Origin of the sequence: Streptomyces sp. NPDC001381 (assembly GCF_042895685.1) — a bacterium.
Lineage (GTDB): Bacteria > Actinomycetota > Actinomycetes > Streptomycetales > Streptomycetaceae > Streptomyces.
This window is the reverse complement of the sequence record NZ_JBIAWO010000001.1, coordinates 1,174,002-1,189,112: the sequence shown is the minus strand read 5'-3', so window position 1 is coordinate 1,189,112 and position 15,111 is coordinate 1,174,002. Positions and strand designations below refer to the sequence as shown.

15 protein-coding genes are annotated in these 15,111 nt (G+C 73.6%); 4 read left to right on the top strand and 11 right to left on the bottom strand.

Features of this window, described 5'->3' with window-relative positions:
• The 5 genes from ACFY2L_RS05240 to ACFY2L_RS05220 all read right to left on the bottom strand — a co-directional run bounded on the left by ACFY2L_RS05240 (position 1) and on the right by ACFY2L_RS05220 (position 5,959).
• Positions 1-942, bottom strand: coding sequence for a carbohydrate ABC transporter permease (locus ACFY2L_RS05240; RefSeq protein ID WP_390821516.1), 942 nt, complete (start codon positions 940-942; stop codon positions 1-3).
• Complete coding sequence (locus tag ACFY2L_RS05235) at positions 939-2,297, bottom strand: ABC transporter substrate-binding protein (protein ID WP_390821515.1); 1,359 nt, start codon at positions 2,295-2,297, stop codon at positions 939-941. The genes ACFY2L_RS05240 and ACFY2L_RS05235 overlap by 4 nt, the downstream gene beginning before the upstream one ends.
• An 80-nt stretch (positions 2,298-2,377) precedes the next feature.
• Positions 2,378-3,589, bottom strand: coding sequence for an ROK family transcriptional regulator (locus ACFY2L_RS05230; RefSeq protein ID WP_390659953.1), 1,212 nt, complete (start codon positions 3,587-3,589; stop codon positions 2,378-2,380).
• Positions 3,590-3,839: 250 nt separating this feature from the next.
• Entirely contained in the window at positions 3,840-4,673 is an 834-nt protein-coding gene (locus ACFY2L_RS05225) for a hypothetical protein (protein ID WP_390659952.1), read from the bottom strand.
• A 203-nt stretch (positions 4,674-4,876) separates the two neighbouring features.
• Positions 4,877-5,959 carry a mechanosensitive ion channel family protein gene (locus tag ACFY2L_RS05220; protein WP_390660271.1) on the bottom strand — a complete coding sequence of 361 codons (1,083 nt, stop codon included), beginning with the start codon at positions 5,957-5,959 and terminating at the stop codon, positions 4,877-4,879.
• A 335-nt stretch (positions 5,960-6,294) separates the two neighbouring features.
• On the opposite strand from ACFY2L_RS05220, the gene ACFY2L_RS05215 reads away from it, so the two are divergent.
• The gene (locus ACFY2L_RS05215) at positions 6,295-6,831 is read left to right on the top strand and encodes an HNH endonuclease (protein ID WP_067244152.1); all 537 of its coding nucleotides are present in this window, start codon (positions 6,295-6,297) and stop codon (positions 6,829-6,831) included.
• A 45-nt stretch (positions 6,832-6,876) separates the two neighbouring features.
• On the opposite strand, the gene ACFY2L_RS05210 is transcribed toward ACFY2L_RS05215, so the two are convergent.
• From ACFY2L_RS05210 to ACFY2L_RS05190, 5 genes are read right to left on the bottom strand one after another with little or no spacing between them, the layout of a single operon-like run.
• Positions 6,877-7,485, bottom strand: coding sequence for a hypothetical protein (locus ACFY2L_RS05210; protein WP_390821514.1), 609 nt, complete (start codon positions 7,483-7,485; stop codon positions 6,877-6,879).
• Complete coding sequence (locus ACFY2L_RS05205) at positions 7,482-8,813, bottom strand: hypothetical protein (protein ID WP_390821513.1); 1,332 nt, start codon at positions 8,811-8,813, stop codon at positions 7,482-7,484. The genes ACFY2L_RS05210 and ACFY2L_RS05205 overlap by 4 nt, the downstream gene beginning before the upstream one ends.
• Positions 8,810-9,586 (bottom strand): ABC transporter ATP-binding protein, encoded by a 777-nt coding sequence (locus ACFY2L_RS05200; protein WP_390659949.1) that lies wholly within the window; start codon positions 9,584-9,586, stop codon positions 8,810-8,812. Before ACFY2L_RS05200 ends, ACFY2L_RS05205 begins: the two co-directional genes overlap by 4 nt.
• Positions 9,587-9,639: 53 nt before the next feature.
• Positions 9,640-10,836: a zf-HC2 domain-containing protein gene (locus ACFY2L_RS05195; protein WP_390821512.1), complete on the bottom strand. Its 1,197-nt coding sequence runs from the start codon at positions 10,834-10,836 to the stop codon at positions 9,640-9,642.
• Positions 10,833-11,435: an RNA polymerase sigma factor gene (locus ACFY2L_RS05190; protein ID WP_390821511.1), complete on the bottom strand. Its 603-nt coding sequence runs from the start codon at positions 11,433-11,435 to the stop codon at positions 10,833-10,835. Before ACFY2L_RS05190 ends, ACFY2L_RS05195 begins: the two co-directional genes overlap by 4 nt.
• Before the next feature lie 194 nt (positions 11,436-11,629).
• Between ACFY2L_RS05190 and ACFY2L_RS05185 the strand changes: the two genes are divergently transcribed.
• The 3 genes from ACFY2L_RS05185 to ACFY2L_RS05175 are packed head-to-tail and all read left to right on the top strand — an operon-like array spanning position 11,630 to position 14,263.
• Complete coding sequence (locus ACFY2L_RS05185; RefSeq protein ID WP_390659946.1) at positions 11,630-11,827, top strand: hypothetical protein; 198 nt, start codon at positions 11,630-11,632, stop codon at positions 11,825-11,827.
• Positions 11,828-13,942 carry a 4-alpha-glucanotransferase gene (malQ, locus tag ACFY2L_RS05180; protein ID WP_390821510.1) on the top strand — a complete coding sequence of 705 codons (2,115 nt, stop codon included), beginning with the start codon at positions 11,828-11,830 and terminating at the stop codon, positions 13,940-13,942.
• Between the two features lie 60 nt (positions 13,943-14,002).
• Positions 14,003-14,263, top strand: coding sequence for a hypothetical protein (locus ACFY2L_RS05175; protein WP_390659944.1), 261 nt, complete (start codon positions 14,003-14,005; stop codon positions 14,261-14,263).
• Positions 14,264-14,325: 62 nt separating this feature from the next.
• On the opposite strand, the gene ACFY2L_RS05170 is transcribed toward ACFY2L_RS05175, so the two are convergent.
• Entirely contained in the window at positions 14,326-14,925 is a 600-nt protein-coding gene (locus ACFY2L_RS05170; RefSeq protein ID WP_390821509.1) for a TetR family transcriptional regulator, read from the bottom strand.
• Positions 14,926-15,111 lie beyond the last annotated feature (186 nt).

Sequence of the window (15,111 nt, the reverse complement as noted above, 5' to 3'; positions counted from 1 at the left end):
TCAGTCACCTGCCTGCATGAGACCGCCCCGGCGCCGCATCAGAAGCGCGGTGAACGCCATCGACAGGGCGAACAGGACCAGGGCGACGACACACGCGGAGCCGTAGTCGAAGCGCTGGAAGCCGAGGTTGTAGACGAGCTGGGGGAGGGTGAGCGTCGAGTGCTCCGGGTAGCCGGGCTCGAACAGGGTGCCCGCGCCCTGGATCACCCCCGAGGCGACCTTTCCGGCGACCAGGGGCTGGGTGTAGTACTGCATGGCCCCGATCACGCCGGTGACGACGGCGAACATGATGATCGGCGAGATGTTCGGCAGGGTCACGTACCGGAACCGCTGCCACGGCGACGCCCCGTCCAGCTCGGCCGCCTCGTACTGCTCCTTCGGCACGTCGAGGAGCGCGGCCATGAAGACGACCATCAGGTCGCCGACGCCCCACAGGGCCAGCAGGGTCAGCGCCGGCTTGGACCAGTCCGGGTCGTTGAACCAGCCCGGGGCGGGGATGCCGATCCTCCCCAGGATCGAGTTGACCGGGCCCGTACCGGGGTTGAGGAGGAAGGCGAAGGCCATCGTGGCCGCCACCGGCGGGGCCAGGTAGGGCAGGTAGAAGAGGGTGCGGAAGACACCGGTACCCGTCTTGATCTTCGTGATCAGCATCCCCACGCCGAGTCCGAACAGGACCCGCAGGGTCACCATGATCACGACCAGCCAGAGGGTGTTGCGCAGGGCGGGCCAGAAGAACGGGTAGGACTCGAAGACGTACGTCCAGTTCTTCGTCCCGCTCCAGGCCGGCGGCGTGAAGCCGTCGTAGTGCATGAACGAGAAGTAGACGGTCGAGATCATCGGGTACGCGAAGAAGACCGCGAAGCCGATCAGCCAGGGCGAGAGGAAGGCGAGGGTCCGAAGCGCCGACTTCCGGCGCTTCGCCCGCAAGGTGACCGTGCTCATGGCTGCTTCGCCTGCGCGATGTCCGTGTCGATCTGCGCGGCGGCCTTCTTCAGGCCGGCCTGCAGGTCGGTGAGCCTGCCGCTCTCGTAGTCGTAGCCGAGCTGCTGGATGGTGGTGAGGTAGACGCCGCCGTTGACCGAGGCCGGGGAGGTGGTCGAGTTCGGGTTCGCGGCGATGTCGAGGAAGGTCTTGAAGCGCGGGTCGTACTTCAGGTCGGGGGACTTGAGGGCGGCCAGCGTGGAGGGCACGTTGTGGATGGCGTTGGAGAAGCCGACCACCGCGTCGGTGTCCGTGGTGATGTACTTGACGAACTCCCAGGCCGCGTTCTGCTTCTTGCTGGTGGCGGCGATGCCGGCGATGGTGCCGGTGATGTAGCCCTTGCCGTACTGGTCGGCCCGGTCGTCGGGGACGGGCAGCGGGGCGACGCCGATCTCGAAGCCGGGCTTGGCGTCCAGGGCCATCCCGAGGCGCCATTCGCCGTCCAGCTGCATGGCCACCTGGCCGGTGTGGAAGGGGTGCTTGGGACCCCACTCGTCGCCGAGGCCGGCCCGGAACCTCTCCAGCTTCTTGAAGCCGCCGAGTTCGTCGACGAGCTTCTTCTGGAGGGTGAGGGCGTCGGCGACGGCCGGGTCGGTGGCGATCGTCGACTTGCCGGACTTGTTGAAGTAGGTCGGCGAGAACTGGCCCATGTAGTGCTCGGTCGTCGTCTCCCAGCCGTGGTAGTTCGGCATGAAGCCGAGCTGCTTGTACGTGTCGCCCTGGGGGATGGTCAGCTTCTTGGCGTCGGCCGCGAACTCCGACCAGGTCTTCGGCGGGCTGATGATGCCGGCCTTCTCGAACGCGGTCTTGTTGTAGTAGAGGCCGTAGGCGTCGCCCAGCAGCGGCACGGCGCAGCGGTCGAGGTCGTACCGGGTGTACTCGTTCATCGCCTTCGGGAAGGTGGTGTCCGGGTCGATGCCCGACTTCTCGAAGAACGGGTCGAGGTCGACCAGGGCGCCCGAGGAGCAGAACTTGCCGACGTTGTTGGTGGTGAAGGACGAGATGACGTCGGGCGCCTTGCTGCCGCCCGCCCGCAGCGCCTGGTTGATCTTGTCGTCGGTCATGTTGCCGACGACGCGGACGTGGATGTTGGGGTGGGCCTTCTCGAAGCCGGCGACCAGTGCCTCGACGCCCTTGACCTCGTTCGGCGCGCTCCAGGCGTGCCAGAAGGTGATGGTCTGCTCCTTGGAGGCGTCGTCGCCCGCGCCGGAGGACGACGCCTGTCCGGTGCAGGCGGTGGTGCTCAGCAGCAGGACCGTCGAGGCGGTCAGGGCGAAGGCCGCGTTTCGAGCGACTTCGGGTACACGTGTGGGCATGACGGAACCTCCTGGGGACAGGACGGGGTGAGGTGAGGGGCTGTGCGGGGTGAGGAGAGGGGCGCTGCGCGGGGGTGCGTCTAGCGCGAGGTGTCGAAGACCTCGTCGCGGGTGGCCGCCAGCGCGCTCTCCAGCGCGCCGCGCAGCACGGGCCGTTCGGTGACGTCGCCCACGACCAGCTTCGGCCGGGACGCGGCCAGCTCCTCCAGTTCGGCCTGGACGAGGGCGCGCAGCACCTCGCCGCCGGCGGTCAGGGAGGCGCCGCTGAGGACGACGAGTTCGGGGTCGAGGACGGAGACGAGCGAGGCGAGTCCGGTCGCGAGCCGGGTCGCGTACGTCTGGAGCAGCAGCCGGTGCAGGACGGTGTCCTCGGCCGCGGCGCGCTCCACGAGGGCGGCGGCGACCTCGGCGTAGGGCCCGTCCGGGATGCCGGTCATACCGAGTTCCCGGGCGAGCAGGGGGATGGCCTGGGAGCCGGCCAGCTCCTGGTAGCCGCCGCTGTTGGCCTTGGTCACCTGCCGGACCAGCGGTGCTCCCGGGACGGGCAGGAAACCCACCTCTCCCGCGCCGCCGGTCCAGCCGCGGTGCAGCCGCCCGCCGAGGACGAGGGCGGCGCCGAGACCGCCCTCGTTCCACAGCAGGACGAAGTCGTCGTGCCCCTGTGCCGCGCCGAGCCGTTGTTCGGCGACGGCGACGAGGTTGACGTCGTTCTCGTACTCGACCGGCATCGGCAGGGCTGCGGCGAGTTCGTCGAGCAGCGCGGGCGAGTGCCAGCCGGGCAGGTGGGAGGCGTAGCGCAGCCGGCCGGTGGTGGGGTCGAAGGCGCCGGGGGTGGCGACGACGAGCCGGCGCACGTCGTCCCGGGTGAGGCCGGCGGCCTTCACCGCGCCGTCGAGGGCCTCGGTGACCTGTCGTACGACGGCCTCCGGGGTCTTCCTGGGGGGTGCGGGCACCTCGTACGTGCCCACGGTCCGGCCGGTGACGTCGGCGACGGCGGCGAGGACGCGTTCGGGGGTGACGTCCAGTCCGGCGGCGTGGGCGGCGGTCGGGTTGACCTCGTACAGCTGGGCGTTGGGGCCGGGTCGTCCCTCGGTGGTGCCGGTGGCGAGGACCAGGCCCGCCGCCTCCAGCCGGGCGAGGAGCTGGGAGGCGGTCGGCTTGGACAGGCCGGTGAGCTTGCCGATGCGGGTGCGGGACAGGGGGCCGTGCGCCAGCAGGAGGTCGAGGGCGGCGCGGTCGTTCATGGCGCGCAGGACGCGCGGGGTGCCCGGCGTACCGGCGGTTCCTGCCATGGGTCGACACCTGCCTCTCTGAACTGCACAGCTTCCCAGTGACGTGGGAGGTGAGTCCACTTCCGGCCACTGTTAGGAAACTTTCCTATCGGCTGGAAGGGACGGTAAGCCCGTCGCGAAGCGGGCGTCAAGGCAGGAAAACGGAAACCGCCCCCGAGGCAACGCAGTCGTTACCTCGGGGGCGGTGCGGGGGCGGTGCGGGGGCGGTGCGGGGGCGCGCGAGGGCCGTGGGCCCGGGCGGCCCGGCGGGCTACTTCACGTCGACGAAGTCACCGGCGGCCGTTCTGGCCGCGGTGGTGGAGGTGCCGGCGAAGGTGAAGCGGTAGTAACCGTCCTTGCCCGCCTTCACGGTGGTGGAGAGGGCGCCGCCGGTGCCGGAGGTGATCGTCTTCACCGTGGTGTAGGCGGTCGCGCCCTTGGCCCTGAACTGGAGGGTGACCTTCTGGTTCGTGTAACCGCTGTACGTGCCGGTCTCCCAGTTGGCGCGGGTGAGCCTGCCCTTGACGGTGAGCGTCCGGCCCTTGACGACGGGCTCGGGCGTGGCGTTGACGGTCAGCCTGGCGGCGCGCTTGATCTTCGCGGTCGCCGGGTTGGCCCAGATGTCGTAGCCGAGCTCGAAGCTGATGTGGCCGTCGGAGTCGTCGAGGTCGGTGGCGCCGTGGCCGTAGAAGCCCGCGGCCTTCCAGGTGCCGGCGTCCGCGGCCTCGTAGAGGTGGTCCCACGGGTCGATGACCAGCGTCTCGGTGCACGACTCGATCACCCGGGTGTCGCTGGTGGCCGTCGTGGTGCAGGCCGGCGCCGTGTCCGGCTCGATCGAGTTGTCCTGCTCGGCCAGGGAGCCGCGGTAGAGCATGACGCCCGCGAAGTTCGTCTTGTAGTCGATCGCCAGGTCGGCCGGACGGGCCAGCGTGTACGTCACCGGCACCTTCACCTTGGCCGTGGTGCCCACCACGATCGCCTTGCCGTTGTTGACCTTGACGCCGGTGAACGTCAGGTCCGGCGAGTCCGCGGAGGCGGCGGGTGCGGTCAGAACCCCCAGGGCCAGGGCGCCGGACAGAGCGGTGCCTATGGCGAGTCTTCTCATGTATCCCCACATTCGAGCCGGGCCCCTGGGCGTTGCGCTCCAGAACAAGGGCCCGGTACCAGAGCGACGATATGGGGTGGTGTGACGCGGGGGAAGGGTGGGGCACCTGTGAAGATCATGGGGATGCGGACCGGCTGTGCACAGGTGCCCGGGGAGGGCGAGCCGCTCTCGCGAGCCGCCTTCGCGAGCCGCCTTCCTTCCGGCTACTTCGGCGCGGGTGCCGCCGCCCGCTGCGGAGTGAGCGGGGACGCCGCCATCGCCTGGGGCGAGTCCGTGTTGGCGAAGGCCGACGGGGCCGCGACCGTCGCCGTCGGATCGGCCGGGTCCTCCTCGGCGGGCGCCGTGGCGCCGCCGACGATGCGGATGTCCGCCGCGTCGAAGGCGCGCTTGATGCGCCAGCGCAGCTCGCGTTCGACGGTCAGGGACTTGCCCGGCATCGTCCTCGCCGAGACCCTCACCACCATCGAGTCGAGCAGCACGCTGTCCAGGCCCAGCACCTCGATCGGGCTCCACAGGAGCTCGTTCCAGGGCTCCTCCTTGCTCATCTTCTCGGCGACCTCGTCCAGCGTCGCCTTCAGCCGGTCGAGGTCCTCGGACGCCTTCACCGTGACGTCGACACCGGCCGTCGCCCAGCCCTGCGAGAGGTTGCCGATCCGCTTGACCTCGCCGTTGCGCACGTACCAGATCTCACCGTTGTCGCCGCGCAGCTTGGTCACGCGCAGCCCGACCTCGATGACCTCGCCGGTGGCCACACCCGCGTCGATCTGGTCGCCGACGCCGTACTGGTCCTCCAGGATCATGAAGACGCCGGAGAGGAAGTCCGTGACCAGGTTGCGCGCGCCGAAACCGATGGCCACGCCCGCGACACCGGCGGAGGCCAGCAGCGGGGCGAGGTTGATCTCGAAGGCGGACAGGGCCATCAGGGCCGCCGTGCCCAGGATCAGGAAGCTCGCCACCGAGCGCAGCACCGAACCGATCGCCTGCGACCGCTGCCGGCGCCGCTCGGCGTTGACCAGCAGACCGCCCAGCGTGGAGCCCTCGGTCGACTCGACCGACCGGGTCATCCGGTCGATGAGCTTGCTGATCGCCCGCAGCACGAACTTTCTCAGCACGGCCGCGATCACCAGGATCAGCAGGACCCTCAGCCCGATCGCGAGCCACGTCGACCAGTTCTGCTCGACCCAGCTGGCCGCGTTCGTGGCACTCTCCTGGGCGTCCTGGAGCGAGGGGACCGCCACGGTCGGCGACTCCGAGGGAGTCGGCGTCGGCGAGGAGCCGGCGGCCATGAGGACGGCGGGCAGGGACACGGCAGGTACCTCCAGGTGCAGCGGTCCGCCTCCGGTGCGATGGTCAAGGTCGTCAAGGTCACGGAACGGTCACCGGACAGGCAGAACCACCACACTAACGGGGCATTGTGTGTGGGTCCGCCCGATGCGGCAAGGAGAGACGGTGCTCACCTGCGCTTGAACAGGCCATGATCCTGGGGATGAATCAGGGTGTGGTCGAAAACACTCCCAGCCCGTTACCGGGACATGGTGGCGCGTCCACCAGGCCAGAGGAGAGACTGACTGCAGTTCGTCCCGGCGCGAGCCACGCGCCGCCGACGCCCAAGGAGGCATCCGTGCCGCATGTCCTGGTCCTCAACGCGTCGTACGAGCCGCTCGGCGTCGTACCGCTCCGCCGCGCGCTCGTCCTCGTCCTGGAGAACAAGGCCGTCTCCCTGGAAGAGTCAGGCGCCTTCCTGCACAGCGCGACCGTCACAGTCCCCGCACCCAGCGTGGTCCGGCTCAAGCGATTCGTCCGGGTTCCCTATCGGGGGCCCGTTCCTCTCACCCGTCGTGCGCTCTTCGCGCGGGACGGAGGCCGGTGCATGTACTGCGGTGGCGTCGCAACCAGCGTCGACCACGTCATCCCGCGCAGCCGCGGGGGCAAGCACGTGTGGGACAACGTCGTGGCGTCCTGCCGCCGCTGCAACCACGTCAAGGCCGACCGCCATCTCGTCGAGATCGGCTGGCGGCTGCGCCACAAACCCGCTCCGCCCACCGGCCTCGCCTGGCGCATCATCGGCACGGGCCACAGGGACCCGCGCTGGCTGCCCTATCTGCAGCCCTACGGCGCGGACGACGCCTTGGCCCGGATCGACGGCATCTCCGCCTGACGATCCGGGCTTCTTCGTGCCCCGTGGCACCGGCGCCGGGCCGGTTCAGCCACGGGGCCCTTCGGGGCGGGCACCCCGTACCGCGTACAGGGCCGTGCCCAGCAGGAACGCGACCGCGGCCGCCACCCACGCCGCCGTCACCTGCCCCGGCTGCACCGGCCAGGCCCACACCGTGACCGCCCGCCCGTGCACCCCGGCCGACGCCAGACAGACCGCGCCCACGTAGGCGCACCCCGGCAGCCAGCTCATCCGTGCGCCCAGCACCCCCGCCGCGGCGGCGGTCACCCCCGTGCAGCCCAGGACGTTGCGGAGCATCGCCGACGGGCCGAAACCGAGCCCGTCCCCGACCACGACGAGCGGCAGCAGGGCCGCCGCCACCGCCGTCAGACCGAGCAGGTGCGCCAGCCGGCGCGGCCACCAGGGGCGCACGGCCGTACGGTCCAGCTCGTCGGAGGCCGCGTACAGGCTCATGCCCAGCACCGAGACGGCCGGCAGCGGGGCCAGCGCCACCACCGCCGCCAGCCGGTCCGGGTCCGCTCCGGCGCCCGTCCGGGCGGCCCCCACGGCGAGCCCGGCGAGAACGGCGGTCCCGGCGAGAGCGGCGAGCGCGCCGGGCACGGCCCGGGACCGGGCGTACAGCAGCACACCGCTCACAGGGCCGGCACCTCGCCCGCGCCGCAGGCGCCCACCGACGCGAAGTACGCCGACAGCCACCTCCGGCGCTCGTCGTCGCCCATCGCGGCCAGCGCGGCACGGGCCGCCTTCCGCCGAGCGAACTCGCGCCGCCGCTCCTCGTCGCCCTGCGCGGCCAGCTCGTCGAACGTCCGCTCGGCCGGGCTCGGCGCCAGATAGTGCTGCACGGCGTCGTCCGCCAGGCGCAGGTCCGGGTCCAGCTCGCGGCAGTCCCCCCGGCCCTCCAGCATCATCACCGCCTCCCACGCGTACTGCTCCGGATCGGTCAGCCGCCCCCGCACCACCGACCAGCCGATCGGCGTCAGCATCGGCAGCTGGACCTCGCCGTCGCGCGGCTCGCCCCGGTGGTCCTCGAACCGCGCCGGCAGGTTCCGTACGCCCTCCAGCCGCCGGGTGACCCCCGACAGCGCGGCCGTGACCTGCGGCAGCAGCTCGCCGTAGCGGGCGTTCACACACACCTGGGGCGTGGTCGAGGTGTCGCACACCTGACGGCCGGCGGCCGGGTTCTCCCGCCACAGCCCGTCCCCGCTCCCCACCAGCAGCGCGCCCGCCGCCACGGCCGCCACCAGCGGCGGCAGCGCCGTCCACCGCCGCCGGGCCGCGTACGCCAGCACCGCGGCCGCCGTCAGCCCCACCGCCCACACCGCCATCGCCGCCGGCTGCCATCCGACCGGCACCAGGTGCTCGGCGACCGGGACCGCCGGGTCCAGCCGGCGGCCGGCGCCGGTCCCCGACCGCCCGGACAGGCCCAGGCCGGCATACCCGCCCGCCGCGACCAGCGGCGCCGCCACCCGCCAGGGAACCAGCCGCCCCACGACCTGACCGGCCACCCCGGCGGCCGTGAGCACCACCGCGTCCGCCGGCAGCAGGTCCAGGTACGGCCGGTCACCCGTGGCGTACGGCCAGGACGCGAGCATCGCCCCGGCCGCGGCCAGCAGGTAGCCCGCCGTCACCCACAGCGCCACCGGCAGCGCGGACGCCAGGAACCGGGCGAGCGGGCCGCGCACGGCCGTCCCCCACAGCTCCTCGGTGCCCCGCCGCCGCTCCCGGCCGCCCTGCCAGCAGCCCGCGGCCGCCGCGAGCGGCAGCAGGATCAGCAGCACACCGTGCAGCTCGGTACGGGTCTCGGCCCAGCCGCCCTGCCAGCGATCGGCCCCGGCGGCCGACGGCACGGCCGTGACGAGGAAGCCGGCGACTCCGGCCCAGGGCGCGAAGCCGCGCACGGCCTCGGCCCGCAGGGGGTGCCCGGGCGCGCGCCGCCCGGTCTCTCGCTCCGCCATCAGGGTCATCGCGCCGCCTCCAGACCGGTGCGGCCGGCGCGATGGGCGCGCAGGGCCGCCGTGTACCCGCGTTCGATCGGGTTGTCGCCCACGGCGTCCGCGCCCTCGCCCAGGGCGGTCAGGGACGCGGGAGTGCCCCGGTGGGCGACCCGGCCCGCGTCCAGGAGCGTGACCTCGGTGCAGGCGGCCGCCACGTCCTCCACCAGATGCGTGGAGACCACGACCGTGGACCGCGCGCCCAGTTCGCGCAGCAGTGCGCGGAACTCGACGCGCTGCTCGGGATCGAGGCCCGCGGTGGGCTCGTCGAGGAGCAGGACGTCCGGCTCGTTGACGAGGGCCTGCGCGATGCCGACCCGGCGGACCATGCCGCCGGACAGCGTCCGCACCTTCGCGTCGATCCGGTCCCCGAGACCGACCCGCTCGACGGCCCGCTCCACGGCGGCCGCGGTCCCGGCGGCCGGCATCTCCTTCAGCCACGCCACATACGCGACGAACTCGCGCACGGTGAAGCCCGGGTAGTGCCCGAACTCCTGCGGCAGATAGCCGAGCCGGGCGCGGACCGCGCCGCGCCGCCGGGCGTCGCCGGCATCCTCGCCCAGGATCTCCACCCGGCCGGCGTCCGGCCGCGCCACGGTGGCCAGCACCCGGATCAGGGAGGTCTTCCCGGCGCCGTTGGGGCCGAGCAGGCCGTGCACGCCGGGGCCGAGGTCCAGATCCACGGCGTCGAGGGCCACCGTCCTGCGGTGGCGGACGCGCAGTCCGCTCACGCGTATCGTGCTCACGTCTACTCCAGGCTGTGCGTGCGGGGACTGCGGGGCCGGCCGCGAGATCCGGTTCACCGGGCCGGCAGGTGGTCGTAGGCGGAACGGCGGGCGGCCAGCAGCGCGGAGCTCAGCACGGCCGCGGCCGCCCAGCCGCCCTGGGCCACGGGGCCGTCGAGACAGCGGCCGAGCTGCTCGGCCAGCCCGGCGAGCGCGGGGCCGCCGGAGGCGGTCAGCGCCGGGACGAGGACGGCACCCAGCCAGCCCCCGCCGATCACCGCGGTGGCGGCGCGGCAGCCGACGAAACCGGCGAGCACCAGCGAGGCCAGGGTCAGCGCGAGGCCCGGCAGCAGCCAGGCGGCCGCGCCCGGGGCGCCGGAGGCCGGCAGCAGCAGACCGGTGAGCGTGAGCAGCGGCAGGCTGACCCCGAGGACGGCCGCCGTCCGCGTCAGCACCAGCCGCAGCCCGCCGGAGGGCGTGGCCGCCGCGATCTCGTGCAGGGGATCGGCGTACGGCCCGTAGGACAGGGCGACCCCGGCGACCGGCACGACCGGCGCGAGGACGAGGAGCAGCGGCCGGGCGGCCTCGACGTCCGCCCCGTACGCCAGGCCGAGCGCCCCGAGCGCCACCAGCAGCACCGCGGGCAGCCAGGCACCGCGCACGGCGGGCCCGGCGGCCCACAGCGCCCGGGCGAGGAACGAGGACCAGAGGCGGGCACGGGGGGCGGGCGGGGCGGCGACGGGCGGGCGGGGCGCGGCGGTCTCCTGCTGCCGTACGCCGTCGTCGTCCGGTACGGCGTTCCCCAGCACCGCGGCTGCGCGCCGTCCGGCGTGGTGCGGGACGGCGTGGTGCGGGACGGCGTGGTGCGGGACGGCGTCGTGGGCGACGGCGCCGTGGGCGACGGCGCCCTCCGACGTGGCGCCCTTCGGCCAGGCGCCTGCCGGAGCAGTGCCTGCCGGAGCAGTGCCTGCCGGAGCGGCGGCTGCCGGTGCCGTGGCCGCCCCGGCGCTGTTCAGCGCGGTGCCGCGCGCCACGGCGACGCCACGGACGGCGTCCTTCTCCAGCGCGGCCTCGCCGAGTACGGTCTCCCGCACCTGCGCCAGGATCAGGGCGGCCGCGGGCACCTGCCCGACCGCCGCCGAGACGCGCCGCGCGCACCCCCCGCACCCCTCCAGATGCTTCTCCAGGGACCAGGCGTCGGCCTCCGGGAGCGTGCCGTCGGCGTACCGGGCGGCGTGGTCGTGGCTCACATGCCAGTGGTCGGTGCTCATGCCTGGCCTCCCGCCGGAGCGGCTGTCGGGGTCGGAGTCAACTGGGCAAGGGCGCACCGGAGTTCGGCGCGGGCCCGCATCGCGCGGGTCTTGACCGTGCCCTCGGGTATGCCGAGCAGCCGGGCCGCCTCCCGGGTGGTGAGCCCGTCGACGACGGTCGCGCGCAGCACCTCCCGCAGCTCCGGCGAGATCCGGGCGAGGGCGGTGCCGACGTCGCCGTACTCCAGCCCGGCCAGTACGCGTTCCTCGGCGGAGGGCGCCTCGGCCGTGACGGAACCGGCGACGGTGTCGAGGGGCGCCGTCTCGATCCTCCCGGCCCGCTCCCGCACCCGCCGCGCGTCCACGAGCCGCCGGGCGGCGATGGTCCACAGCCATCCGCCGGCCTCCCCGCCCCGGTGCCCGGCCGCCGACCGCCACACGGTCACGAAGGTGTCCTGCACCACCTCCCGCGCCACCTCGGCATCCGCGCACCGCCGGACCAGCCGGGCGTACAGCCACCCGGCGTGCCGGTCGTACAGCGTGCCCAGGGCCCCCGCGTCCCCGTCGGCCACGGCCCGCAGCAGCGCCGCGTCCGTGTCACTCTCCCCGTGGCCCCTCATGGGGCGGAACAGTCTCACACCCCCTCTATCGACCGGCTCCGCGGCGACGGTTCACGCCGCCGGGGCAACGGCACGCGCGCGTGCCGGGATCTTCCGCGGGGCGTGTGGCAGCGTGGGACGGGGCGGGGACGTCTGTCCTCGCGTCGGCTGGGTAGGCCTGCGATACCGGCACCGCACCCCACAAGGAGGCCCCCGTGATCGCACCGGCCCACTCCAAACGCCCGGCGGAACCCTCCGCCGACCCCCTAGAAGAGCCCCACCTGTGCGCTTTCAGCGCCGAAGGCGCCCGTGCCGAGGTCCCGCTGACCAGCGAGCCTCCGCTGCCCGACGCCGAACCCCTCACCAGCGAGCCGCCGCTCGCCGCCGCGGACTCCGACTCCACGAGGCCGTAGATGACCGCACCCCTCGGCGAGGAGCTCGCCCGGCTCGCCGGTCTGCACGGCGTCGCCGTGTCCTACCAGCCCGCACCGGACCGTACGGTCATGGCCTCGCCCGCCGCCGTCACCCGCGCGCTCACCGCGCTCGGTGTCGACGCGGACGGCCCGCGGGCCGTCCGGGCCGCGCTCGCCGCCCGGGAGCGCGAGCTGGCCGAGCGGCTGCTGCCGCCGACGGTGGTCCAGTGGAGCGGCAGCCCCTGCGAGGCGCTCACCGCCCTCCCCGAGGGCACCCGGCTGCGCGTCGAGACCGAGCAGGGCGGGACCCGGGACAGCGCGGAGCGACTGCCGCACGGGGTCCACCGGCTGACGGCCACCGCCCCCGACGGCCGTACCACCCGCGTCCACCTCGTCGTGGCCCCGCCCCGGCTGCCCGCGCCGCCGGGACGCTCGTACGGACTTCTCGTCCAGCTGTACTCCCTGCTCTCCCGCCGCTCCTGGGGCATGGGGGACCTCGGCGACCTCCGGGAGCTGGCCGACTGGGCCGGGCGGGTGCTCGGGGCCGGGTTCGTGCAGGTCAACCCGTTGCACGCGGCCGTACCCGGGGCGCCCACCGATCCGTCCCCGTACCGGCCGTCCTCGCGCCGCTTCCCCGACCCGGTGCATCTGCGCGTCGAGGACGTGCCCGAGTACGCGTACGTCGACGACGACCGGCTGCGCGCCCCGGCCGAGCGGGCGGCGCGGCTGCGGGAAGCCGTGCTGGAGAAGGGGGAGCTGATCGACCGGGACGCCGTGTGGGAGGCCAAGCGGCAGGCCCTGGAACTGGTCGCCGGGGTACCGCTCGGACCCGGACGGCGCGCCGCCTACTGCGACTTCCTCGCCGAACACGGCCAGGCCCTGGAGGACCACGCCACCTGGTGCGCGCTCGCCGAGGTGCACGGGGCGCAGTGGCACCGGTGGCCCGAGGGGCTCAGGGACCCCCGTTCCGCCGAGACCGCCCGTGCCCGGCGTGAGCTGATGCACCGCGTCGACTTCCACTCCCGCCTCGCCTGGCTCACCGACACCCAGCTCACCGCCGCCCAGCGCGCCGCGCGCGAGGCGGGCATGGCCGTGGGGATCGTCCACGATCTCGCGGTCGGCGTGCATCCGGAAGGCGCCGACGCCTGGGCGCAGCAGGACTTCTTCGCCGCCGGGATGTCGGTGGGCGCCCCGCCGGACGCCTTCAACGCGCGCGGCCAGGCCTGGGGGCTGCCGCCGTGGCGCCCCGACCGGCTGGCCGCGTCCGGCTACGCCCCCTACCGGCGGCTGCTCGCAGCCCTCTTCCGCTCCGCTGGCGCCCTGCGCATCGACCACGTCATGGGGCTGTTCCGGCTCTGGTGGGTGCCGCAGGGAGAGCCGCCCACGGAGGGTACCTACGTCCGGTACGACGCCGAGGCCATGCTCGCCGTCCTGGTGCTGGAGGCGTCCCGGGCCGGTGCCGTGGTGATCGGGGAGGACCTCGGCACCGTGGAGCCGGGGGTGCGCGAGGCGCTGCGGGAGCGCGGGGTGCTCGGGACGTCCGTCCTGTGGTTCGAACGGGACTGGGAGGGCGACGGGCGCCCCCTGCCGCCGGACCGCTGGCGCGCCGACTGCCTCGCCACCGCCACCACCCACGACCTGCCGTCCACGGCCGCCCGCCTCACCGGCGAGCACGTCGAACTCCGCGACCGGCTCGGTCTGCTGACCCGCCCCCTGGAGGAGGAGCGCGCCGAGGCCGCCGCCGACGCGGGGGAGTGGCTGGACCTGCTCACCCGGCTGGGGCTGCTGGCCGGGACGGGCGGCGGCGGTGACCGTTCCTCGGAGGAGGCGCAGGTCCAGGCGGTCCACCGGTTCCTGGTGCGCACCCCCGCCCGCATGATCGGCGTCTGGCTCCCGGACGGGGTCGGCGACCGCCGTCCCCAGAACCTCCCGGGCACCTGGGACCAGTACCCGAACTGGCGGCTGCCGATCGCCGACGGAGAGGGGCGGCCCGTGACCCTGGAGGAACTGGCGGCGTCACCGAGACTGCACGCGCTGATCGACGTCCTGCGGGAGGCCCCGGAGGCCCCGGAGGCCCCGGAGCCGCGGGAGGTCCCGGGGGTTCCGGAGGGTTAGGGCGTGCTCGTACGGCACCCCGGGCGCGCGGCCCTTCAGGGCGTTCGCTACGTTTGCTCTGTGGACAAGAAGAACGCCCTGCGCGCCGGCGCCCTGGCCGCCGGTACGACGCTGATGATGCTGCTCATGTCGTCCCCCGCGCTCGCGCTGACCCGCGACGACGGCGACGACCCCGGCACCGGCCTGAGCGTCGCCGAGACGCTGGGCCTTTACGTCGTGCTCCCGATCGCGCTGTTCGCGCTCATCACCGGCCTGGTGATGGTGCTCGACAAGTCCAAGACCGAGCACCGCGTGGTGAAGCCGGGGAAGGCCAAGGCCTGACCCGCCGGACCACCTACGACCTCTGAGGGCGCCGTCGCCGAGTACGGCGCCCTCGGTCGTTTCTACGGATGCGGCGCGGTCAGGTAGCGCTGGACCGTCGGTGCCAGCCAGGCCGTGATCTCCTCACGGTGCAGCGCCACCGTCGGCGGGAGCCGCAGCACGTAGCGGGTGAGGGCCAGGCCGAGCAGCTGGGTCGCGCAGAGCGCCGCGCGGGCCGGTACCTGCTCGGGGTCCGGGCACACCGCCACGGCCACCGGGAGCAGCTGGTCGCGGAAGATGCCGCGCATCCGCTCGGCGCCGGCCTGATGGGTGGCCCCGACCCGCAGCAGGGCCGTGAGCTCCTCGTTCTCCTCCCACAGGGCGAGGAAGTGGGTGACGAGGGCGTGGCCGACCTCCTCCCGGGGGAGCGCGGTGAGGTCCGGCAGCCGCAGATCGACGGCGACGGCCGCCGCGAACAGGCCCTCCTTGTTGCCGTAGTAGCGCATGACCATGGAGGGGTCGATGCCGGCGTCCTTGGCGATGGCCCGGATGGTCGTCCGCTCGTAGCCGTCTGCGGCGAAGCGCTCGCGGGCGGCGTCGAGGATCGCGGTGCGGGTGGCGTCGGAGCGTCGGCGGGCGGGGCCCGGAGCGGAATCCGTTTCGCTGATGTCGCTGCCGTTCATGCGCACGATCGTAGGCCAACGGGCGTGGGCAAATAAACGTTGGCCAACGGTCGTGGGCAGTCAAGCGTTAGTCAACAGGCTTGGTCAACATGCGTTGGCCAGCAGGTGTAGGCCAATGGGTGCGGGCCAATGGGTGCGGGGTAGAAGGCGCAGGTCGCCGAGGGGGTCAACAAGCGTTTGCCAACA